Genomic DNA, 22,282 nt, shown 5'->3' on the forward strand with positions numbered 1-22,282 from the left:
GCGGGACTTACGCGCGAATCTTGGCGCGGGACTCGGCGCGGGTCTTGGCGCGGCTCTCATCGGCTCCACCACCGGCGAAAATCTTTAAGGATGCCTCTCTAGGATCGGCAAATCGATCGGAGACCGACGTTCCGCCCGGACGCGGGCATCGCCACGAGAGCCACGCCGAACCTCGGCCGGTGCGACGTCGCGGCTGCGCCCGCCACCGAACCCGCCCCCACGCGACGCCGTCGCCCGCGATCCGGATTGCCGCATGCCCGCCCCCATCTCAGACGCGTCCCCCCGGTCCGCCGCCCGGGCCCTGGTCGACCAGCTCGCCGTCAACGGCGTCGACCACGTCTTCACCGTGCCGGGCGAGAGCTTCCTGCCGGTCCTCGACGCCCTCTACGAATCGCGCATCCAGGTCACGGTCTGTCGCCAGGAGGGCGGCGTGGCGATGATGGCGGAGGCCTACGGCAAGGCGACGGGCCGGCCGGGCGTGTGCTTCGTCACCCGCGGCCCCGGCGCCACCAACGCCTCGGCGGGCATCCACGTGGCCCAGCAGGACTCGACGCCGATGATCCTGTTCGTCGGCCAGATCGAGCGGGCCTTGCGCGACCGCGAGGCGTGGCAGGAGATCGACTACCGCGCCGCCTTCGGTCCGATCGCGAAATGGGCCGCCGAGATCGACGACGCGGCCCGCGTGCCCGAATACGTCTCGCGCGCCTTCCACGCCGCCACCGGCGGCCGGCCCGGTCCGGTGGTTCTCGCCCTGCCCAAGGACATGCTGAAGGACACGGCGACCGGGCCGCTCGCCGCCCCCTGGGTCGCCGTCGAAGCGGCGCCGGGCGCGGAGGAGATGGAGCGTCTCGCGCAGCTGCTGGCCCAGGCCGAGCGCCCGTTCCTGCTGCTCGGCGGCAGCCGCTGGAGCGAGGCGGCGTATCGCGACATCCACGCCTTCGCCGACCGGTTCGACCTGCCCGTCGCCACGAGCTACCGCCGCCTGCCGCTGTTCGATCCGCTCCACCCCGCCTATGCGGGCGATCTCGGGTTGGCGGCCAACCCGAAACTCGTCGCGCGCGCCCGGGCGGCCGATCTTCTGATCGTGGTGGGCGGGCGCCTCGGCGAGGTCCCGAGCCAGGGCTACGATCTCCTCGCCATCCCGAATCCCGCCACCCGTCTCGTCCACGTGCATCCGGGCCCGGAGGAACTCGGCCGGGTCTACGTCCCGCACCTCGCCATCAACGCCGCGCCCACCCGGATGGCCGCCGCCCTGGCGCGCCTCGCCGCGCCCGCAGCCCCCCCTTCCTGGGTGGCCCAGACCCGGGCCGGGCACGCGGAGTACCTCGAGTGGAGCGAGGCGGCGACGCCGCAGCCCGGTACCGTGAACCTCGGCGCCGTGATGGTGCACCTGCGCGAAGCGCTGCCCGCGGACGCGATCCTGTGCAACGGCGCCGGCAACTACGCCGCCTGGATCCACCGCTTCTACCGCTTCCGGCGCCCGGCCACGCATTTCGCCCCGACCTCGGGCTCCATGGGCTACGGCGTCCCGGCGGCGGTGGCGATCAAGCGGCTCTACCCCGACCGCACGGTGATCGCGCTGGCGGGCGACGGCGATTTCCTGATGACCGGGCAGGAATTCGCCACCGCCGTGCAGTACGACCTGCCCCTCGTCTGCATCGTCTGCGACAACGCCAGCTACGGCACCATCCGCATGCACCAGGAGCGGGATTTCCCCGGCCGGGTCTCGGCCACCGACCTGCGCAACCCGGACTTCGCCGCCTATGCCCGCGCGTTCGGCGGGTTCGGCGTCACGGTGGAGCGCACGGAGGACTTTCCGGCGGCGTTCGCGGCGGCCCTCGCCTCGGGCCAGCCGGCCATCGTCCACCTCAAGATCGCGACGGACGCGATCTCGCCGGGCCTGAGTCTCACGGCGATCCGCGAGAAGGCGCTGGCGGCCGGGTGAGGCGCGCCGCCTACCGGCGCCCGTGGGCGAAGTCCCAGTAGAGAGCGCGGGCGCGGCGGAACACGGAGCCTGGCTCGAAGCGGACCTCGTCGAGGCCGGTGACGGGGGCGACCTTGGCGAAGTTGCCCGCCGTGAACACCTCGTCGGCGGCGAGGAAATCGTCGTACGACAGGGTCCGCTCCACCACGGTGACGCCGTCCGCCCGCAGGAGCGCGATCACCCGGGCCCGGGTGATGCCGGCGAGGAACGTGCCGTTGGGCACCGGCGTGTGCACCACGCCGTCCCGGGCGAGGAACGCGTTGGCGTTGGCGAATTCCGCGATATTGCCGAGCCCGTCCCGCATGAGGCAATTGCCGAAGCCCCGCGCCTGCGCCTCCATCAGCGCCCGCGCGCCGTTGGGATAGAGGCAGCCTGCCTTGGCATCCACCGGCGCCACCTCGATGGACGGCCGGCGGAACGGCGAGAGGGTCGCCCGCACGCCCGTCGGCACCGGCATCGGCGCGTGGTAGAGCGACAGGCACCAGTTGGTGGACTCGGGGTCGAAGCGCACGCCGCCGGCGAATCCGAGTTCGGCCCAGTACATCGGCCGGATGTAGAGTTCCGCATCGTGCGGGAACCGCGCCAATCCCTCCCGCACCAGCGCGTCCCAGCGTTCGACCGCGACCTTGGGCTTCAGCCCGAGGGCCACCGCCGAGCGGTTGACCCGTTCGAGGTGGAGGTCGAGGTCGGGCGCCACGCCCTCGAAGGCGCGCGCGCCGTCGAACACCGTCGACCCGAGCCACGCCCCATGCGTGCGCGGCCCCATCATGCGGACGTTGCCGGGATGCCAGGCCTCCTCGAAGTAGGTCCAGGTCTCCTCGAAATGGGTCCGGGTGTCGGGATCGGGCGCCGTCATGGCTCGGGGTCTCGGGCGGGCTGGGAAGGCGGGATGGGGCGGCGTTCTCAGGCGGCCTTGGCGGGGCCGACCTGGAAGCCGCCGGAGGAGCCCTTCATCATCCTGACGAGGCGGTCGAACGCCCGGATCACGAAGGCGGCGGGCCGCGGCAGGGTCCGGCGGCAGAACGCGACCTTCTTGACGTAGGTCTCGACGTGCCAGTGACACACCGAACCGTGGGGCAGGAACAGCACGTCGCCCGGCCCGTAGGTCTTGGCCGGGTTGTGACCGTCCGAGATCGTCGCCGAGCCTTCGAGGAAGTAGATGGTCTCGTCGATGTCGTAGATCCACTCGAACTCGCCGGCGGTGCAATCCCAGACCAGGGTGCTGGCGAGACCGTCGGCGCTGCGCGACAGGGTGGCGTTGCGGGCGAGCGGGTTGCCCACCCGAATCCAGCCAGGCTCGATGGGGGCCGCCCGCAGCTCCACGGACGTCACGGACGGAATGATCGGTTTCGTCGCCACACGCGCTCTCCCACACCACGATCGGATCGGCACTCGTGGATCGTCACGAGGCTGTTGCGAAAGCAAATGCCATAGTTCCACGCCACGGCAAGTCCGCATTCGCCGGATACTTAATGGATGAACAGAGATCGCAAAGCTTAAACCATGACCGGTCGCAGTTGTCGCAAATCAAGACTCCCGCCCCATCGGGACCGTTCCGACACGGGACGGTCGAATCCGGCGGGGCCGTTCCGACACGGAACGGTGGAATCCTAGAGGACGACCGCCCGCCGCGAGTCGGCGGCCGGCGGGTCGTCGCGGATCGGCGAACGCGCCTCATGCGAGAAGGAAGATTTAACCAAGTCTTCGACGCGTTTCCGTTCATCGTCTTTGTCAATGATATGTCCCGATTCGACGCGCAAAAGCTTGGCCTGCACCTTGCTGTGAGGTCGCCGAGCTCATCGTGCCGAGACGGACACGCTCCATGCGCAGTGAAACCATCGCCGTCCATGCCGGCTTCGATCACGATCCGACCACGCATGCCGTGGCGGTCCCGATCTACCAGAGCGTGGCCTACAGCTTCGACAGCGCCGATCACGGCGCGGCGCTGTTCAACCTCGAAGAGGAGGGCTACCGCTACAGCCGCATCGCCAACCCGACGGTGGCCGTGCTGGAGAAGCGCGTGGCCGAACTCGAGGGCGGGCACGCGGCTTTGGCCGTGGCCTCGGGCCAGGCCGCCCTGCACTACGCCCTCGCGACGCTGGCCGACCACGGCGGCAACATCGTCTCCGTGCCCCAGCTCTACGGGACCACGCACACGCTGCTGGCCCACGTGCTGCCGCGCCAGGGCATCCAGTGCCGCTTCGCCGCGAGCGACGATCCGGCCGAGATCGCCAAGCTCATCGACGACGACACCCGTGCGGTCTACTGCGAATCCATCGGCAACCCCGCCGGCAACATCTGCGATATCGAGGCGCTGGCCGCCGTCGCGCATGCCCGGGGCGTGCCCCTGGTGGTCGACAACACCGTGGCGACGCCGATCCTCCTGCGCCCCATCGATCACGGCGCCGACATCGTCATTGCCTCGCTGACGAAGTTCATGGGCGGCCACGGCACCACCATGGGCGGCATCATCGTCGATTCCGGCCGGTTCGACTGGGCGGCGCAGGCGGAGCGGTTCCCGATGTTCTCGGTGCCGGACGTGTCCTATCACGGTCTCGTCTACGCGACGCATTTCGGCAAGGGCGCCTTCGTCGCCCGCGCCCGCAGCGTCTACCAGCGCACCACCGGCGCCGTGCTGCCGGCGCTCTCCGCGTTCCTGCTGCTCCAGGGCATCGAGACCGTGGCCCTGCGCGTGGAGCGCCACGTCACCAACGGCCGCAAGGTCGCCGAATTCCTGCGCGCCCATCCGGGCGTCGCCTGGGTGAACTACGCCGGCTTCCCCGAGAGCCCGCACCACGCCATGGCGCGGAAGTACCTCGGCGGCGAGGGCTCGTCCCTGCTCACCTTCGGGCTGCACGGCGGCTTCACGGCCGGCAAGGCGTTCTACGACGCCCTCAGGCTGGTCAAACGCCTCGTCAACATCGGCGACGCCAAGTCGCTCGCCTGCCACCCGGCCTCGACCACCCACCGGCAGATGACGCCGGAGGAGCAGCGCACGGCCGGCGTGTTCCCCGAGATGATCCGCATCAGCGTCGGCATCGAGCACATCGACGACATCGCCGCCGATCTCGATCAGGCGCTCCGGGCCGCGACCGCCCTCGCCCACGCGGCCTGAGCGCCCCTCACCGTTCGCCCCGGAGTTGCCGTCGCGATGCTGGATCACGCCCTTTCCGAAGTCCCCTCCCCCCGCCCGGGCGACGGTTCGGGGCTCCGCGCGGACATGCCGTCGCGGGCGGTCCCCGTGCCGCCCCTGCGGATCGGCCTCCTCAACAACATGCCGGACGCCGCCTTCCTCCAGACCGAGCGGCAGTTCCGGCGCCTCGTCGGCCCGCAGGCGGTGCTCAGTCTGTTCGCGTTCCGCGACCTCCCCCGCGCGGGCCTCGCGGCGGCGCACGCGCGGGCCCACTACGAATCCCATCGCGCGCTCCCCGGGGCGGGGCTCGACGCCCTCGTGGTGACGGGGTGCGAGCCCGTCGCCCCGCATCTCGAGGACGAGCCGTTCTACGCTCCCTTGAGCGCCGTGGTGGATTGGGCGGCGGAGAACACGGTCTCGACCCTGTTCTCCTGCCTCGCCTCGCACGCGGCGGTGCTCCACTGCGACGGCATCCGGCGCCGCCCCCGCACCGCCAAGCTCTCCGGCGTCTACCCGTGCGCGTGCACGCCCCATCCCCTGCTCGCGGGCCTGCCGAACTCCGTCGCGGTGCCGCATTCGCGCTGGAACGACCTGCCGGAGGACGAGCTCGTGGCGGCGGGCTACACCGTGCTGCGTCGCTCCGACGCCATCGGGGTCGACCTGTTCGTGCGCGAGGCCGGCAGCCTGCTGGTGTTCCTCCAGGGCCATCCCGAATACGACACCGCGAGCCTCGCGCGCGAGTACCGCCGCGATGTCGGCCGCTTCCTCGACGGCCAGCGCGCCACCCTGCCCGCCCTGCCGGAGAACTACTTCTCGGACGCGGCCGCCGCCCGCCTCGACGCTTTCGCCCGCCGGGCCGCGGCCGAACGCCGGCCGGACCTGTTCGCGGCGTTTCCGAACCTCGCCGACACGCCGCTCCGCCCCCCCGCCTGGCCGGACGACGCGGACCGATTGTTCCGCAACTGGGTCGCCTACGTCGCCCGCCACCGCGCCGACAGCCGGGCCGTCCGATGAGGTCCGGCGCCGTGACGCGGCCTCCGTCGGCCGCCATCCCGCTTGCGCCTGCGCCCCGCCCGCCCTCGGCCACGTCCGGCTGGGTCGCGGCCCTCGCCCGCACGGCGCGCATCGAGGCCGAGCCCGAGCGCACCTTCCCGCGCGTCATCGACGAACTCGCCGCGCGTTACGGCGCCGCGCCGGCCCTGATCGGCACCGACGAGACCCTGAGCCACGCGGACCTCGCGGCACGCCAGAACCGCTACGCCCGCTGGGCCCTCGGCCGGGGCCTCGCCAAGGGCGAGACCGTCGCCCTGCTCATGACCAACCGGCCGGATTACCTCGCGATCTGGCTCGGCCTGACCCGCGTCGGCGTGCGCGTCGCCCTACTCAACACCAACCTGCGCGATCGCGGCCTCGCCCATTGCGTCACGGTGGCGGCCCCCCGCCTCGCCATCGTGGAGGCAGGTCTGGCCGAGGCCTGGGCGAGCGCCGCGCCGCATCTGGCGGCGGCGCCCGCGATCCTGTGGCAGGGACCGGGGGCGGGGTCCCTCGCGGACGCGTCCGCCCCCCTGTCCGGTGCTCCCCTCGAGCCCGGCGAAGCCCCCGCCGTCGGCGTGCGCGACGAGGCCCTGCTCATCTACACCTCCGGCACCACCGGCCTGCCGAAGGCCGCGCGGGTGAGCCATCACCGGGTGATGATGTGGACCCACTGGTTCGCCGGCCTCGTCGACCCGACGCCGGACGACCGGATGTACAATTGCCTGCCGCTCTACCACAGCGTCGGCGGCGTGGTGGCGCCCGGCAGCGTGCTCGTCGGCGGCGGCGCGGTGGTGATCCGGGAGAAGTTCTCGGCGAGCCGCTTCTGGCGCGACGTCGTCGAGACCCGGTGCACCCTGTTCCAGTATATCGGCGAATTGTGCCGCTACCTCGCGGCGGCCCCGCCCGACCCGTTCGAGGGCCGCCACACCCTGCGTCTGTGCACCGGCAACGGGATGCGGCCGGACGTGTGGACGCGCTTTTCGGAGCGCTTCGCCGTGCCGCGCATCCTCGAATTCTACGCGGCCACGGAAGGGACGGTCTCGCTCTACAACGTCGAGGGCAAGCCCGGCGCCGTCGGCCGCGTGCCGCCCTTCCTCGCCCGGCGCTCGCCCGCCCTCATCGTGCGGCACGACGTCGAGACGGGACTGCCCCTGCGCGACGCCGCCGGGCGCTGCGTGCCGGCCGGGCCCGACGAGGCGGGCGAACTCCTGGGCCGGCTCTCGGCCAAGGCCGAGCACAGCTTCGAGGGCTACACGAGCGTGGGCGAGACCAGCGCCAAGATCCTACGCGACGTGCTCGCCCCCGGGGACGCCTGGATGCGGACCGGCGACCTCATGCGCCGGGACGCCCAGGGGTTCTTCTACTTCGTCGACCGGATCGGCGACACCTTCCGCTGGAAGGGCGAGAACGTCGCCACCACCGAGGTGGCCGAGGCCCTGGGCCACTGCACCGGCGTGATCGAGGCCAGCGTCTACGGCGTCGCCGTGCCGGGTGCGGAAGGGCGTGCCGGCATGGCCGCCCTGACCATCGGCCCCGGCTTCGACCTCGCCGCCCTGCACGCCGCCCTGACCGCCCGCCTGCCGGCCTATGCCCGGCCCCTGGTGCTGCGGATCGTGGCCGATTTCGCCCACACGGAGACCTTCAAGCAGAAGAAGACCGTGCTGGCGGCCGAGGGCTTCGACCCGGCCCGGATCGTCGATCCGCTCTACCTCGACCGCGAGGGCGGCTACCGCCCCCTCGATCCGGCCCTGTTCGGGGCGATCCGCGCGGGCACCGTCCGCCTGTAGAACGGGATCGGCGCCTCAACCGGGGTGGCTGATCCGGTAGATCACGCCGTTCTGGTCGTCGCCGAGGTAGAGGCTGCCGTCCCCGGCCACCGCGAGGCCGAAGGGCCGGGCGAAGCGCTGCCAGCCGCTCGGGCCGCCCTCGGTCAGGAAACCGGACACGAAGGGCTCGATGGATTTCGGCGCGCCGTTCTCGAAGCGCACGCGCAGGACCTCGTACCCGCTCGGCGGCTTGCGGTTCCACGAGCCGTGCATGGTGACGAAGCCGTCGCCCTTGTAGTCGGCGGGAAATTGCGCGCCGTCGTAGAACACGAACTGCATGGACGAGGCATGCGCCGTCCAGGTGAGGACCGGGCGGGCGCTGTCCCTGTCCCATTGCTCCAGGGAGCTTTTCGGGACCTCGCGGTAGAGGTTCTTGATCCCGTCGCCGAAGATGTAGGGCCAGCCGTACTTCTTGCCCGGCTCGATCCTGTTGAACTCCTCCGGCGTGGCGTCGTCGCCGAGCCAGTCGACACCGTCGTCCCAGCCGTAGAGCGTGCCGGTGCGGGGCTGCCAATCGAACCCGATGGTGTTGCGCAGGCCCGAGGCGACGGTCTCCCGGCCGGTGCCGTCGGGCCGCATCCGCACCAGGGTGGCGTTCTCGGGGTTGCGCTCCTCGCACTCGTTGCAGGTGGAGCCGAGGCTGGCATAGAGCCACCCGTCCGGCCCGAAGCGGATGGTGCGGTTGGGGTGCTGGCCGGCGTCCGGCAGGTCCGAGACCAGCGCTGTCTCGGGGCCAAGGCTGCCGTCGGGCTTCAGGGGGGCGGAGAAGATCTGCTTCACCGTCACGAAGAAGAGCCGCCCGTCATGGATCGCGAGGCCGTGCACGTCGGCCTTCTCCAGGACCACACGGCGCTTGGTGCCGTCGGCGGGGTCGATGCGGGTGACCGTGCCGGCGTCCCGGTCGCTGACGTAGAGGGCGCCGTCCGGCGCCACCACGATGACGCGCGGGGCGCCGAGGCCCGTGGCGAAGGCCTCGATGCGGAACCCCGGGGGCAACTTGAGGGCCGCGATGCGCTCGGGCGTCGCCGCCAGGGGCGCGGCTTTCACCACATGCGCCGTGACGGTGGCGGTGCCGGGGTTCTGGAGGGCCTGGGCGAAGGCCGGCACCGGAGCCATGAGGGCGAGACAGAGGACGAGGCGGCGTGCCGGATGCATGCGGGTGGGGTCCGTTGAGCCGGGAGGGGACGCATCGGGAACGCCCCCCTGGAATCGCCGGTTCCGCCGCGCGGCCCGTCCGACCCGTCCGTGCGGCCTTTCGAATCCGCACCGGACCCGAAACGCCGGAGCCGATCTCACCAGGCGACGCGGGCGGTGACGAGGGCCTGGAACGGCTCACCCACCGCCACCAGCAAGGGGCTGGCCCCGGAGGAGGCGTAGTAGGTTTCGTCGAAGAGGTTCTTCAGGTTGAGCTGCAGGGTGGTCGGCAGGCCGTTCACCTGGGTCCGGTAGGCCAGGAAGGCATCGCTGACCATGTAGTCCGGCAGGCTGAAGGTGTTGGCGGCGTCGCCCGGCCGTGCGCCGACGTAGCGGGTACCGACACCGACTTCGAGGAAACCTGGGCCGAGGCGGGTCGAGCCGAACTCCGTCGCCTCGGCCACGGCACCGAGCTGATGGGTGAGGAACAGCGAGGCCGTGACCCGCGGGGTGTTCTGCAATTCCCTGCCGACGAGGACCGGGTCCTCGGTGACCACGGCCTGGGTGAAGCCGTAGCTGCCGATCACGGCCCAGTCCGGGAGGATCTGACCCGCGAAATCGAGCTCGAAGCCGCGCGAGCGGACCCGGCCGGCGGTGGAGGCGAAGCGCGTGCCATCGATGACCTGGGTGATCAGCACGTTGCTCTTCTCGGCGTCGAACATCGCACCCGTGACCGTGAGCCCCTCGGCGATATCCGCCTTGACGCCGACCTCGTAGGCTTCGCCCTCCTCCGGCAGCAGCGCACCGGTGACGTCGAGGTCGGTGACGTTCGGACGGAAGGATCGCGTGTAGCTGCCGTAGACCGAAAGATTGGGCGCGAGTTTGTAGACGAGGCCGGCGCGCGGCACCGGCTTCACACCGTCGATCGCCGTCGAGATGACGGCCGGGCGCCCCGCGAAGGCCAGCTGATCGTAGATCTGGACACCGACCCCGCCCACCAGGATCAGCCGGTCGGTGAGGTGGAGCGAATCCTGCACGTACAGGCTGGTGTTGCTGAGCCGATCGCGGTTGTTGCTGGCCGCGAGCGAGATTCGGTCCGAGGGGCCGAGCAGACCGTAGACTGGGTTGAACGGGTTGAAGCCGCTCACGTTCGGCCCGCGCACGGTGGTGCGCCGGTAGTAGTCGATCCGCTCGTGCATCACGCCGGCCAGGAGGTCGTTGCGCAACCCGAAGGTATCGAACCGTCCCGTCAGGTCGAGGCGCGCGATGTTCGCGTTGAAATCGCCCCCGCGCGTCGCATCCGCCCGCCGCGTGAGGATGCCGGTATCCGAATTGTAGGAAACCGGGCGGATCTGGTTGTCGTCGTAGCCGAGATGGGAATGACTGTAGCCGAAATGCAGCTTCCAGTCGTCGTTGAACCGGTGGTCGACATCGATGGAAGCGAGATGGCTCGTAGCGTCGACCCGGCTCACGCGCTCGTCGAAACGGCGGTCGCGCGGCACCCGCAGGGGGCGCCCGGTGCGTGGATCGAAGGTGGTGCCCCGGTCGAACGGGATGGTGTAGTGCGCGAACTCGTAGCCCACCGTCACGGTGGTGTCGTCGCCACGCCAAGTGACCGACGGGGCCACCACCTGCCGCTGGATCCGGCCGAAGTTGCGCCAGTATTCATAGTCCTGGAAGTCCCCCACGACCCTGTAGGCGAGGTTGGTGCCCGCGATCGGCCCGGTGAGATCGGTCTGGACGAGACCGCCGCCGAAGCTCGTGCCGGTCAGGTCGAGGGAGCCCCGTTGAGTGAATTCCGGCCGCTTGGAGACGAGGTTGATGAGGCCGCCGGGCTCCGAGATGCCATAGAGCAGCGAGGCCGGCCCCTTGAGGACTTCGACGCGCTCGATGGCGTGGCTGAAGTTCTGCTGCAGAACCGTGCGGCGCCCGTCACGCAGGATGGAACTGTCGCGGGAGAACCCGAAGCCGCGCCGGACCACCGCTTCCTGCGTCCCCCCGAGGCTATTGGTCTGCACCACGTTGCTGACGTTCCGGAGCGCCTCGTCGAGGGACAGCACCCGCTGGTCGCGCAGGACGGCGTTCGGCACGACGGCGACATTGGTGGGCGTATCCAGGAACGAGGTGTCAGAGCCCGCGCCGAAGGTGGAGCGTTTCGTCTGGTAGCCGATCCCGTTCGGGCTTTGCCCGGCCACGTGGATCTCCTCGAGGGCGGTATCGCCGAGATCCGCCCGGCTCGGTTTGCCGGATAGTCCCTGTGCCAAGGCAGAATTGAAGCAAAAGAGACTTATGCTTCCAAACAACATGCCCGCCAAGCATCGTCGGGAACCAATATTCCGTTTGCCTCCGATGAGATTTAATACAAGTACGTCTATCAATGGAACTATCCTTCGGCTATATCCGATGATATCCCAATATCTGACAATAAAACAAATCTATTTCGAATATTGAAGTAGTTCTAAAATGTAGAACGATAGGATAGCACGAGGCGATACGGCCCTGTGCTGGCGCTGCCTCGGATCCCATCCCGTGCGCGGGGATCGGGCGGAGAAGCCGAAGCCGGACGGACGCCGCGTGCGTCGGCGCGAAGGTTTCCCGGGCGGCCGTAATGTCCCGCCGCCCAGGCGTCGAGACCGGCGGCAACCTCGCGACGGCGCGAACGGAGGATCGGCCCCGCACGGCGACAGGCTTTGGCCGTAACGGGCGACCACGCCCGGGCCGAGGGCCGGCTTCGCCACACCGGCGCGGCCATGCTTGCGTGGCCATGCCGGGTGGCGAAGACGCGGGCGCGCGGCGTTCGGAGCGTTCGGGCCTGGGGCACCCATGAAAAAACCCTCCGGCGCGGGGCGCCGGAGGGTCGAGGCCCAGAGTTGGGCGTCAGGATCAGACGGCGGGCTGAAGGCCCGCGGCCGCCGGGAGTTCGGAGTCGAGGGGCATCGGGTTGCCGCCGAGCGCCGCCGCGAGCTTGACCTCGTCGACTTCACCTTCCCAGCGGGCGACGACGATGCAGGCCACCGCGTTGCCGATGAAGTTGGTGAGCGCACGGCACTCGGACATGAAGCGGTCCACGCCGAGGATCAGCGCCATGCCGACCACGGGAACCGAGGGCACCACCGCGAGGGTCGCCGCCAGGGTGATGAAGCCCGAGCCGGTGACGCCGGCGGCCCCCTTGGAGGAGAGCATCGCCACGAGGAGCAGCAGGCCCTGCTCGCCGTAGGTCAGCGGCGTGTCCGTGGCCTGCGCGATGAAGAGCGCCGCCATGGTCATGTAGATGTTGGTGCCGTCGAGGTTGAACGAGTAGCCGGTGGGGACCACGAGGCCGACGACGGGCTTCGAGCAGCCGGCGCGCTCCATCTTCACGAGCAGCGAGGGCAGGGCCGACTCGGACGACGAGGTGCCGAGCACGAGCAGCAGCTCTTCCTTGATGTAGCGGATGAGCTTGATGATCGAGAAGCCGTTGTAGCGGGCGACGAGGCCGAGGACGCCGAGCACGAAGATGGCGGACGTCAGGTAGAAGGCGCCGACGAGGTAGGCGAGGTTGGCGAGCGAGGCGATGCCGTACTTGCCGATGGTGAAGGCCATGGCGCCGAAGGCGCCGATGGGAGCGACCTTCATGATGATGTTGACGACGCCGAAGATGGCTTCCGACAGCACCTTGATGATGTCGAGCACCGGCTTGCCGCGGTCGCCCAGGAACGCGAGGCCGAAGCCGAACAGCACCGAGAAGAACAGCACCTGAAGGATCTCGCCGCCCGCGAACGCACCCACCGCCGTGGACGGGATGATGTTCATGAGGAAGTCGGTGATCGTCTGCGTCTTCGCCTTGTCGGCGTACATCGCGATCGCCTTGGGATCGAGCGACTTCGGATCGATGTGCATGCCCGCGCCCGGCTGGACGAGGTTCGCGACGATCAGGCCGACGATCAGGGCGAGGGTCGAGAAGGTGATGAAGTAGATGAGCGCCTTGCCGCCGACGCGGCCGACCTTCTCGAGGTTGGTCATGCCGGCGATGCCGGAGACCACGGTGAGGAAGATCACCGGCGCGATGATCATCTTGACGAGCTTGATGAAGGCGTCGCCGAGCGGCTTCATGTCCGCACCGACCTGCGGGTAGAAGTGACCGAGCGTGATGCCGATGGCCACGGCGACCAGGACCTGGAAATACAGGGTCCGGTAGATCGGCTTGGGCTTGGGTGGGTCGTGCGGAGCGTTGAGCGGCAGCGGTACGGTGGCCATGAGGGCGTTCTCCCGGTTGGTGTTGTCGATCCTGCCGGTTGGGACCGGGGCTTCCCCCGTTCCGTCCGATCTTGATGTTGGCCGGCGGGCTTCCCCTCCGGTACCCAGCCCTGCAAGGGATGCAGGCCTGCGCTTCCCTCAGTGAATGGCAACCGGCGTGCCAGCGGCGGAACCGATGGAACTTTTCGTTAACACCTTGATCGAAAGCTTATTTTTCCGATGCATCGTCCGCCCGCTTCGAGGCCCGATCCGAGAACCCGCACGCGGCCGGTGAAACCGGTGCGGGATTCCGCACGCCCCTGCGTGCCGTCCCGCACGTCATGAGAACGGCCCGCCCCGATCCCGCCGGCCCCGATGCGGCGCGGCGCGGCAGCCTCGTTCTGGCGGCGAGCCTCGCCATGATGCTGCTGGCGGCCTGGATCGCCGGACGGGCGGCGGAGCGCTGGGCGCTGTCCGATCTGCACCGCACGGCCCACACCGCCCTCGCTCTCCAGGTCGCGGCCCTGCGCGCCGAGATGCAGAAGCAAGCCTCCCTGCCCCTCGCCCTCGCATCCGACCCGGAGATGGCGGCGGTCGCGGGCGAATCCCCGCCACGGGACCTGGTCGAGCGGGTGAACCGGCGCCTCGCCCAGGTTGCGGCCGCCACGGGTGCCGCGGTGATCTACGTGATCCGCCCCGACGGCATCACCGTGGCGGCGAGCAACGCCGAGGCCGAGCGCAGCTTCATCGGCCGGGACTACGCCTTCCGGCCCTATTTCCGGCAGGCCGTGGCCACGGGCGCCGGCTCGCAGTTCGCCCTCGGTACCGTCAGCGGCCGGGCTGGGCTCTACCTCTCGCGCAGGATCGCCGGGGCCGGCGGCGTCGTGGTGGTCAAGATCGAGTTCGACGAGATCGAGGCCGCATGGCGGGCGGGCGGCGACGGGGTGTTCGTCGCCGATGCCCGGGGCATCGTCCTCGTCGCGAGCGATCCCACCTGGCACTTCTCCACCCTGCGGCGCATCGACGAGGCCGAGCGCCGCCGCATCCGCGAGGCCCTGGAATTCGGGGCGGCTCCCTTGGGCGAGATGCCGCTGCATCCCGTCCCGGGCGCCCACGACCTCGTGCGGGTGGGCCAGGGGGCGGCGCCCGCGCGCGCGGCGCTCGCACTCGATGCGGCGATCCCCGGAACGGACTGGCGCCTGCACACCCTTACGCCCACGGGCGGCGCCCTGGAGCGGGAGCGGGCACAGGCCTGGATCATCGCCGCCCTCATCACCGGTCTCGCCTGCCTCGGGCTCACCACCCTGGCGGGCCGGCGGCGACGCGAGCGCTGGCGCCTCGCCGAAGCGGCGGCCCGGCGCGAGGAACTCGAAGGCTGCGTGCGCGAGCGGACCCAGGAACTCACGGACGCCAACCGGATGCTGCGCCTCGAGATCGAGGAGCGCCGGCGCGCCGAGGCCGAGCGCGAGCGGGTGGAGGCCGAACGCGAACGCGCCGAAGCCGAGCGCGAGCGCCTCGGCCGCGAACTCGCGCAGGCCGGCCGGCTCGCGGCGCTCGGCCAGTTCGCCGCCAGCATGGCCCACGAGATCAACCAGCCGCTCGCCGCCATCCGCTCCTACGCCGACAACGCCGCGATCCTGATGCAGCGCGGCCGCACCACGGAGGCCTCCGAGAACACCATCGCCATCGGCCGCCTCACGGACCGCATCGGCGGCCTCACCCGCCAGCTCAAGGGCTTCGCCCGGCGCGCCTCGCCCAAGCGCGAGCCCGTCGCCCTCGACGCCATCCTGCGCAACGGCCTCGAACTGGTGGAGGGCCGCGCCCAGGCCGCCGGCGTGCCCCTGGTGGTCGACGCCCCGTCCGCCGGGCTCCACGTGCTCGGTGACGGACCGCGCCTCGAACAGGTTCTGGTCAATCTGCTGCAGAACGCCCTCGACGCCGTCGCCGGACGCCCCGATCCGAAGGTGACCCTGCGGGTGACGCAAGAGGGCGACCGCGTCGGAATCGCGGTGCACGACACCGGTCCGGGCCTGCCCGAGGCCTTGCGCGCGCAGGTGTTCGATGCCTTCTTCACCACGAAATCCGATGGCCTCGGCCTCGGCCTCGCCATCGCCCGCGGCATCGTCGAGGATTGCGGGGGCAGCCTGACGGCGGGCGACGATCCGGCGGGCGGCGCCGTCTTCCGCATGGACCTCGCCCTGGCGAATCTGGACCTCGCCCGGGCGAATGGGAGGGCGGAGCCGAAGGCGGCTGGACACCGGGGGGCGGGACGTTGAGCGAACCAGCGCAGGAGCGGCCGTCGCCCGAGCGGGTGGTCTTCATCGACGACGAGGCGGATGTCTGCCGGGCCAACCGCCAGAGCCTCGAACTCGACGGGTTCATCGTCGAGACCTTCGGGGCCGCCGGGCCGGCGCTCGCCGCGATCATGGCCGACCCGCCGGGCCTCGTGGTGACCGACGTGCGCCTGCCGGACCTCGACGGCGTCGCCCTGTTCGCGCGCCTGCGCGGCCTCGATCCGGATCTCCCCGTCATCCTCATCACCGGCCACGGCGACATCCGCATGGCGGTCGGCGCCATGCGCGACGGCGCCTACGACTTTCTCGCCAAGCCCTATCCGGCCGAGGCCCTCATGGCGTCGGCGCGCCGCGCCCTGGAGCGGCGCCGCCTGGTGCTGGAGAACCGGGCCCTGCGCGCCCGCCTCGACGCGGCGGTGGAAGAGGACCCGGCGTTTCTCGGGATCTCGCCCGAGATGGTGCGCCTGCGCAGCCTCGTGCGCGAGGTGGCGAACGCCGATGTCGACGTGCTCGTGTTCGGCGAGACGGGCTCGGGCAAGGAGGTGGTGGCGAGCGCCCTGCACCGCTGGAGCCGGCGGGCGCGGCGCAACTTCGTCGCCATGAATTGCGGGGCGCTACCCGACAGCGTGGTGGAGAGCGAGCTGTTCGGCCACGAAGCCGGGGCGTTCACCGGCGCCCTCAAGCGCCGGGTCGGGCGCATCGAGCACGCGCAAGGGGGCACCCTGTTCCTCGACGAGATCGAGAGCATGCCGCTGAACCTGCAGGTGAAGCTCCTGCGGGTCCTGCAGGAGCGGTCGGTGGAGCCGCTCGGCACCAACGAGGTCCGGGCCATCGACATGCGGGTGGTGGCGGCCACCAAGGTCGACCTCGGCCAGGCGGCGGCGCAGGGCACGTTCCGCGACGACCTCTACCACCGCCTCAACGTCATCACGATCCCGATCCCGCCCTTACGCGACCGACGCGAGGACGTGATGCTGCTGTTCCAGGAATTCCTGCGGCGGGCGGCGGCGCGCTTCGGCCGTGAGGTGCCGCCGATCACGCCGGACGTGCGCGACCACCTGCGCCGCCACGACTGGCCCGGCAACGTGCGCGAACTCGGCCACTTCGCCGAGCGGCACGCGCTGGGCCTCGGTCGGGCCGAGACCGCGCCCCCCGGGGCCGCCGCCGCCGGGACCCTGGCCGAGCAGGTCGACCGGTTCGAACGGGGCCTCATCCGCGAGGAGCTGTTCATGGCCGGCGGCGACGTGCGCCTGGCCGCCGAATCCCTCGGGACCCCGCGCAAGACCCTCTACGACAAGATCGCCCGCCACGGCCTCGCGCCCACCGATTACCGCTAGGCAGGGCTTCGCTGCTTGCCCGACGGATGGGACACACGCTCGCTCTTGTCGAGCGCGATCATGCTGCCCCCGAACCGGGCCGCGGCCTGAGGGCAGGATGCAACCCTCGGCCACAGCGGCCGCGACACGTTCCCCCCGGTCCACGGATAACCGCGACGGCACCGGCTCATTCCTTGCCCGTCAACGCTCATACCCAAACCCGTCGCAATGCGCTCGAAAACCGCTCTGATCCGGCCCGTCCGGTGCACACGATGCCGACGCCGCTCCCGGACATCCAAGTGTCCAGAGAGTGCTAGTGCCATTTTCGTGTTCGTCGCGGGCTCGTCCAGGAACACGAGCCTGACAGGGCTGGGGGCATCCGGCGCTCCTCCGCGGAAAGTCCCATTTCGAATCACATCTGCGGCGCCCTCGAAGCCCAGATCGATTCAAGCCGATCGGACACCGCTCCAGCACGACCCGGGCACTATGCCCACGTCGTGCTCGCGGCCATCCTCTCGCGGAGGGCCCAAAGCCGTTCACCGGCGAGCAAAGGGCGTTCTTCGGTTCTGTGTGCGGCGGGCGGGACAGCTTGCCGTCCGAGGAGGTGAAGAGGCTTCACGTGGCGTCTGCTCCGGGCGGCGGCTTCCTCGCCCCGCCCGAGCGGGGCACTGAAAGGCTCCGCTCCTCGGTGCGGATGAACCCTGTCCCTGCGGCCGCACGCGTCGGCTCGATGTCCGCCGGTGGCCTCTACAGCTTCAAGCGAACCGGCACGGCGCGGTGGGTCGGGGAAGTCGAGCAGCGCTCACCCACGCGGCCACGGTTCGGCCGGGTAGAGGGCGTGGCGCACGACGCCGCGGCCCTTGTCGATGTGGGGCCAGAGGAAGGACATCGGCGGGTCCGAATTCCTTCAGGCCGGCGGCTCGGTGGCTCAGGAACGCGCCCTGTTCTGGGTCCCATGGCGGCCGGACCCGACCACGGCACACCGCCTCCGTCACGAAGGGCTGGTCTGGACCGTCGAGGCGTTCCGAGAGCTGTCCGGGCGCCGTCGCCATCTCGAAATTCAGGCATCGACGACGCAGGCCAGTGCGCAATGAGCGGGCTGAGACTGGTGCCGCAATCGGTCGCCCCAACTGCACCGCGTGGCCGCTCGGAAGCGGCCGGAGCCGAGTGGGATCGCCTTGCGGGGGTCAAAGTTGCACGTCGAAACACAGCTCAGCGCGCTGTATGGATGGACGCTCGGAAGTCGGGAAAGCGCGGCCGATACAGGGACCGCTAACACCGCGCGACTGGCGCGTTTCGCACCCGTTTGCCCCTCACCTCACAGCCCGATGCGGGCATAGAGGAAAAAGGCTGTAAAGTCTTGGGAACTCTGGAAAAACGAATGGTGCCCAGGGACGGAGTCGAACCGCCGACACTGCGATTTTCAGTCGCATGCTCTACCAACTGAGCTACCTGGGCAGCGGGCGGTTCGCTTTCGCGGCACCGCCTGTGGAGCGGGGGTATAGAGAGGGTTCGGCGGCCTGTCCAGCGGGTTTCGGGAGAGTTTTTTCGTCGGCTCCGGGGCGGGCGCCGGGGGCCTCAGTCGACGGTCGTGCCGTGGCGTTCGGCCTGAGTGAAGCGGGTCTGCTCCTCCATCACCAGGGTGGCGAGTTCGCGCTTGAGGGCGTTGAACTCGGGCGCCGCTGTGTCGCGGGGGCGGGGCAGGGGCACGGCGATGTCGCGCTTCAGGCGGCCGGGGCGGTAGGTCATCACCAGGATGCGGTCGGCGAGGTAGAGCGCCTCCTCGATGGAGTGGGTGACGAACACGATGGTCTTCTCGAACTCGGCCCAGATGCGCAGGAGTTCGTCCTGCAGGGTGCGCCGGGTCAGGGCGTCGAGGGCCCCGAACGGCTCGTCCATGAGCATCACCGGGGGATCGAGGGCGAGGATGCGCGCGATGGCGACGCGCTGGCGCATGCCGCCCGACAGGTCCTTCGGGTAGCGCTTGCGGAAGTCCGAGAGGCCGAGGGTCGCGACGATGCGGTCCACCGTCACGGTGGCGTCGGCCTTCGGCACGCCCTTGATGTCGAGGCCGAAGCGGACGTTGTCCTCCACGTTCATCCACGGGAACAGGGCGTATTCCTGGAACACCATCCCCCGGTCGGGCCCCGGCTCGGTCACCGGGCGGCCGCCGAGGGTGATGCGGCCCCCGCTCAGGGGGGCGAAGCCCGCGATGGCGTTGAGCAGGGTGGACTTGCCGCAGCCCGAGGGGCCGAGCAGGCACAGGAACTGGCCCTCCGGCACCGTGGCGCTGATGTCCTCGAGGGCGGTCACCGCCCCGGGCCCGCTGCCGAACACCTTGCTGGCGTGGGCGACGACGATTTCTGCCTGCATGCTGGGGGTCCGGGGGTTCAGCGCTCGAGGCCGCGATGCCAGCGCAGCAGATGGTCGTTGAGGCGCGACATCGCCCCGTCGATGATGAGGCCCAGGATGCCGATGGTGAGCATGCCGCCGATGATCTTGTCGGACCACATGTACTCGCGCGCTTCCAGGATGCGGTAGCCGAGGCCGTCCGAGACTGCGATCATCTCGGCGACGATCACCACGATGAAGGCGGTGCCGATGCCGATGCGCATGCCGGCGAGCACGAACGGGCTCGCCGCCGGCAGGATCACCCGGCGGAACATCGTCCACGGCTTCGCCCCGAGGTTGCGCGCCGCGCGGATGTAGATGGAATCCACCTGCCGCACCCCCGCGATGGTGTTGACCAGCACGGGAAAGAACGTGCCGAGCGCGATGAGGAACAGGGCCGGCGGGTTGCCAAGGCCGAACCACACGATGGCCAGCGGAATGTACGCGATGGGCGGGATCGGCCGCAGGATCTCGAGCAAGGGGTTGAACAGGGAGAACAGCCGGTCGCTGGTGCCCAGCAGCAGGCCGACGGGCACGGCGAGACCGGCGCCGATGCAGAAGCCCGTGAGCACCCGGGCGAGGCTCGCCACCGCGTCGTGGGGCATCTCGCCGGAGAACAGCCAGGAGAGGTAGCTCTCCTGCGCCGGATCGTGCGGCAGGGCCGGGACCATCCCGGACACCCACTTCACCGCCACCGAACTCGGCGGCGGCAGCACCACGGCGGAGAAAACGCCGAGACGGCTCAGGATCTCCCACAGGACCAGGAGGGCGATGGGAACGATGGCGCCGCGCAGCCGGTGCATGGCGGCCTCAGCGGGCCACGAGTTCGGCTTTGGCCTTCTCGAGCAGGTCGGTCTTCACCCACTCGGCGTCGGATTTGGGCGGATTGACCATCTTGCCGAGGCCGTACTTCATCATGGTGTCGGTGGTGATCTGCATGTGCCCGGCCGGCACGTCGTAGGTGTACTTCGCGTTGGCCATGCCATCGCGAAAATCCTGGGCCGTGAGCTGGCCCTTGAACACCGTCTCGCGGACGTACTTCTCGGCCAAGGCCGGATCGTCGATGAAGGCCTTGGTGGCGGCCACGAACAGCTTGAGGACGCGGCCGGCGACCTCGGGGCGCTCGTTGTACATCTTCTCGGTCATCACTAGGGGGCGCACGGGCCGGCCGATGGGGGTGTCGTAGGGTTTCACCACCTCCGTCGCGTAGCCGGCGCTGATGGCTTGCGTAGATTGCGGCTCGCTCTGGCAGATCACGTCGACGTATTTCTGCGCCAGCGCCTGGTTCAGGTCGGCGTAGTTGTTGAAGTAGATCAGCTGCACGTCCTTGCCCGGGCGCTCGCCCCAGGTCATCCCGTGCTTGTCGAGTTCGGCGAGCAGCATGAGATCCTGGGTGCCACCCCGGACGGAGGCGACCTTGAGGCCCTTCACGTCCTTCAGGGTCTTGACCGCGTCGAGGTCCGGCCGCTTGAGGATGCGCACGCCGCCGTCCGCGAAGCCCGCCACCACGTAGAGCTTCACCCCGTTGCCGCGCGCGGCCACCGCCCCGTCGGCGCCGGAGGCCGAGATGTCGATCTGGTCCACCGCCATGGCGGGGTAGATGTCGGCGCCCTTGGCGAAGACGCGCTCGTCGATCTTCAGGCCGAATTTCGGGGCGAGCTCCTTCATGTAGGAGACGGCGCCGTAATGGGCGAACTTCAGATTGCCGAGGCGCACCACGTCGTCGGCCCGCGCCGCGGTGGCGGAGACGGCCGCCAGGATCAGCAGGGCGGCCCGCGCCGCCGCATTGCGCATGAACATCGGTTTCCTCCACGTCGCGGGTCGTTCTCGCCCGCGTCCGGTCCTTCAACGAACCGTGATGGATTGAATAAGGCGTGCCCAAAGCCGAAAGTAAAGCCGCGGAGGGCGACGAATTGACAGAGGTCTATACGGATGAAAACGGCCCCGTCGCCGTGATCGGTTGCGGCACCCTCGGGGCGAGCTGGGCGGCCCTGTTCCTCGCCCACGGCCTCGACGTGGCGGCCTACGATCCGGCCCCGGATTTCATGGATCGCCTCGGGCCGGCGGTGGCGCGGGCGCGGGCCCAGCTTGCCGAACTCGGGCTGACTGGTGCCGGCCGCCTCGTGCCGCACGACCGGTTGGCCGACGCGGTGGCGGATGCGCGGTTCGTTCAGGAGAACGCCCCCGAGGAGTTGGCGGTGAAGCGCGCCGTGCTCATCGAGATCGACGCGCATGCGGCCCCGGGCATCCTCATCGCGTCGAGCACCTCGGCGATGCTGCGCAGCGCCATCGCGGCCGAGTGCGCGACCCCGGAGCGCGTGCTCGTCGCCCACCCGTTCCATCCGCCCCACCTCGTGCCCCTGGTGGAGATCGTGGCGGGGGACGACGCCGTCGCGGCCCGGGCGGCGGCGTTCTATGCGCGGCTCGGGCGCCGTCCGGTGATCCTGCGGCGCGAGATGCCGGGCCACATCGCCAACCGCCTCGCCTCGGCGCTCTACCGCGAGGCGGTGCACCTCGTGGCCGAGGGGGTGGCCAGCGTCGCCGACATCGACGCCGCCCTGTGCAACGGGCCGGGCCTGCGCTGGGCCACCATGGGCCCGCACATGACCTACCATCTCGGCGGGGGCGCGGGCGGTATCCGGCACTACCTCGACCATCTCGGGGCCAGCCAGGAGCGGCGCTGGGCGAGCCTCGGAACGCCCAGCCTCGACGCGGCCGTGAAGGCGCGCATCGTCGCGGGGGTCGAGGCCGAGGCCGCCGGGCGGACCCTTCCGGAGCTGGAGGCCCGCCGCGACCGGGCGCTTCTGGAGATCCTGAAGGCGCGGATCGAAGTGGCGGGTCACGGCGGATGAGGCGGCTTGGCCGGTCGGTTTGGCCGGGCCGTTCGCCAACGAAAAAAGCCCCCTCCGGAGAGGGGGCTCGATGGCATGTCGCGCGGAGGCAGCGATCGGAAA

At 70.2% G+C, this 22,282-nt stretch carries 15 protein-coding genes and 1 tRNA gene; 7 read left to right on the forward strand and 9 right to left on the reverse strand.

Annotated features, from left to right (window positions below):
- Nucleotides 1-253 precede the first annotated feature (253 nt).
- The gene (locus ASG60_RS03470) at nucleotides 254-1,945 is read left to right on the forward strand and encodes a thiamine pyrophosphate-binding protein (protein ID WP_056384230.1); all 1,692 of its coding nucleotides are present in this window, start codon (nucleotides 254-256) and stop codon (nucleotides 1,943-1,945) included.
- Nucleotides 1,946-1,955: 10 nt separating this feature from the next.
- Here the strand turns inward: ASG60_RS03470 and ASG60_RS03475 are convergent, their stop codons facing one another.
- The gene (locus ASG60_RS03475; RefSeq protein ID WP_056384231.1) at nucleotides 1,956-2,840 is read right to left on the reverse strand and encodes a branched-chain amino acid aminotransferase; all 885 of its coding nucleotides are present in this window, start codon (nucleotides 2,838-2,840) and stop codon (nucleotides 1,956-1,958) included.
- 47 nt (nucleotides 2,841-2,887) lie between these two features.
- Nucleotides 2,888-3,343, reverse strand: coding sequence for a cupin domain-containing protein (locus ASG60_RS03480; protein WP_056165745.1), 456 nt, complete (start codon nucleotides 3,341-3,343; stop codon nucleotides 2,888-2,890).
- A 463-nt stretch (nucleotides 3,344-3,806) separates the two neighbouring features.
- Between ASG60_RS03480 and ASG60_RS03485 the strand changes: the two genes are divergently transcribed.
- Genes ASG60_RS03485 through ASG60_RS03495 form a run of 3 tightly spaced genes read left to right on the forward strand, consistent with a single transcriptional unit; the run spans nucleotide 3,807 to nucleotide 7,939 of the window.
- On the forward strand, nucleotides 3,807-5,099 hold the full coding sequence (locus tag ASG60_RS03485; protein WP_056384232.1) for an aminotransferase class I/II-fold pyridoxal phosphate-dependent enzyme: 1,293 nt from the start codon (nucleotides 3,807-3,809) through the stop codon (nucleotides 5,097-5,099).
- 36 nt (nucleotides 5,100-5,135) lie between these two features.
- Entirely contained in the window at nucleotides 5,136-6,131 is a 996-nt protein-coding gene (locus ASG60_RS03490; protein ID WP_056384233.1) for a homoserine O-succinyltransferase, read from the forward strand.
- An 11-nt stretch (nucleotides 6,132-6,142) separates the two neighbouring features.
- Nucleotides 6,143-7,939, forward strand: a complete 1,797-nt coding sequence (locus ASG60_RS03495; RefSeq protein ID WP_244476559.1) for a long-chain-acyl-CoA synthetase — start codon at nucleotides 6,143-6,145, stop codon at nucleotides 7,937-7,939.
- 15 nt (nucleotides 7,940-7,954) lie between these two features.
- Here ASG60_RS03495 and ASG60_RS03500 read toward each other — a convergent pair whose 3' ends face one another.
- The 3 genes from ASG60_RS03500 to ASG60_RS03510 all read right to left on the reverse strand — a co-directional run bounded on the left by ASG60_RS03500 (nucleotide 7,955) and on the right by ASG60_RS03510 (nucleotide 13,348).
- On the reverse strand, nucleotides 7,955-9,133 hold the full coding sequence (locus ASG60_RS03500; protein ID WP_056384234.1) for a PQQ-dependent sugar dehydrogenase: 1,179 nt from the start codon (nucleotides 9,131-9,133) through the stop codon (nucleotides 7,955-7,957).
- A gap of 137 nt (nucleotides 9,134-9,270) precedes the next feature.
- On the reverse strand, nucleotides 9,271-11,376 hold the full coding sequence (locus tag ASG60_RS03505; protein WP_244476560.1) for a TonB-dependent siderophore receptor: 2,106 nt from the start codon (nucleotides 11,374-11,376) through the stop codon (nucleotides 9,271-9,273).
- Nucleotides 11,377-11,995: 619 nt separating this feature from the next.
- Nucleotides 11,996-13,348: a dicarboxylate/amino acid:cation symporter gene (locus tag ASG60_RS03510; protein ID WP_056165733.1), complete on the reverse strand. Its 1,353-nt coding sequence runs from the start codon at nucleotides 13,346-13,348 to the stop codon at nucleotides 11,996-11,998.
- 320 nt (nucleotides 13,349-13,668) lie between these two features.
- Here ASG60_RS03510 and ASG60_RS03515 point away from each other — a divergent pair, with 320 nt between their 5' ends.
- Nucleotides 13,669-15,603: an ATP-binding protein gene (locus ASG60_RS03515; protein ID WP_056384236.1), complete on the forward strand. Its 1,935-nt coding sequence runs from the start codon at nucleotides 13,669-13,671 to the stop codon at nucleotides 15,601-15,603.
- Entirely contained in the window at nucleotides 15,600-16,958 is a 1,359-nt protein-coding gene (locus ASG60_RS03520) for a sigma-54 dependent transcriptional regulator (RefSeq protein WP_056165728.1), read from the forward strand. Before ASG60_RS03515 ends, ASG60_RS03520 begins: the two co-directional genes overlap by 4 nt.
- A gap of 1,361 nt (nucleotides 16,959-18,319) precedes the next feature.
- Here ASG60_RS03520 and ASG60_RS03525 read toward each other — a convergent pair.
- From ASG60_RS03525 to ASG60_RS03540, 4 genes are all read right to left on the reverse strand, one after another.
- Nucleotides 18,320-18,395, reverse strand: a tRNA-Phe gene (locus tag ASG60_RS03525).
- A gap of 120 nt (nucleotides 18,396-18,515) precedes the next feature.
- A complete protein-coding gene (locus tag ASG60_RS03530) occupies nucleotides 18,516-19,310 on the reverse strand; it encodes an ABC transporter ATP-binding protein (RefSeq protein ID WP_056165725.1) in 795 nt (264 codons plus the stop codon).
- Between the two features lie 17 nt (nucleotides 19,311-19,327).
- A complete protein-coding gene (locus ASG60_RS03535) occupies nucleotides 19,328-20,131 on the reverse strand; it encodes an ABC transporter permease (RefSeq protein WP_056165722.1) in 804 nt (267 codons plus the stop codon).
- A gap of 7 nt (nucleotides 20,132-20,138) precedes the next feature.
- The gene (locus ASG60_RS03540) at nucleotides 20,139-21,128 is read right to left on the reverse strand and encodes an ABC transporter substrate-binding protein (RefSeq protein ID WP_200918680.1); all 990 of its coding nucleotides are present in this window, start codon (nucleotides 21,126-21,128) and stop codon (nucleotides 20,139-20,141) included.
- 113 nt (nucleotides 21,129-21,241) lie between these two features.
- Here ASG60_RS03540 and ASG60_RS03545 point away from each other — a divergent pair, with 113 nt between their 5' ends.
- Entirely contained in the window at nucleotides 21,242-22,180 is a 939-nt protein-coding gene (locus ASG60_RS03545) for a 3-hydroxyacyl-CoA dehydrogenase NAD-binding domain-containing protein (RefSeq protein WP_056384237.1), read from the forward strand.
- Nucleotides 22,181-22,282 lie beyond the last annotated feature (102 nt).

Origin of the sequence: Methylobacterium sp. Leaf469 (assembly GCF_001424745.1) — a bacterium.
GTDB lineage: Bacteria > Pseudomonadota > Alphaproteobacteria > Rhizobiales > Beijerinckiaceae > Methylobacterium.

Bases quoted from the DNA above. Each gene is read 5' to 3' on its own strand.
- ASG60_RS03470 (WP_056384230.1), top strand. From the start codon at position 254: ATGCCCGCCCCCATCTCAGACGCGTCCCCCCGGTCCGCCGCCCGGGCC.
- ASG60_RS03475 (WP_056384231.1), bottom strand. From the start codon at position 2,840: ATGACGGCGCCCGATCCCGACACCCGGACCCATTTCGAGGAGACCTGG.
- ASG60_RS03485 (WP_056384232.1), top strand. From the start codon at position 3,807: ATGCGCAGTGAAACCATCGCCGTCCATGCCGGCTTCGATCACGATCCG.
- ASG60_RS03490 (WP_056384233.1), top strand. From the start codon at position 5,136: ATGCTGGATCACGCCCTTTCCGAAGTCCCCTCCCCCCGCCCGGGCGAC.
- ASG60_RS03500 (WP_056384234.1), bottom strand. From the start codon at position 9,133: ATGCATCCGGCACGCCGCCTCGTCCTCTGTCTCGCCCTCATGGCTCCG.
- ASG60_RS03510 (WP_056165733.1), bottom strand. From the start codon at position 13,348: ATGGCCACCGTACCGCTGCCGCTCAACGCTCCGCACGACCCACCCAAG.
- ASG60_RS03515 (WP_056384236.1), top strand. From the start codon at position 13,669: ATGAGAACGGCCCGCCCCGATCCCGCCGGCCCCGATGCGGCGCGGCGC.
- ASG60_RS03530 (WP_056165725.1), bottom strand. From the start codon at position 19,310: ATGCAGGCAGAAATCGTCGTCGCCCACGCCAGCAAGGTGTTCGGCAGC.
- ASG60_RS03535 (WP_056165722.1), bottom strand. From the start codon at position 20,131: ATGCACCGGCTGCGCGGCGCCATCGTTCCCATCGCCCTCCTGGTCCTG.
- ASG60_RS03540 (WP_200918680.1), bottom strand. From the start codon at position 21,128: ATGTTCATGCGCAATGCGGCGGCGCGGGCCGCCCTGCTGATCCTGGCG.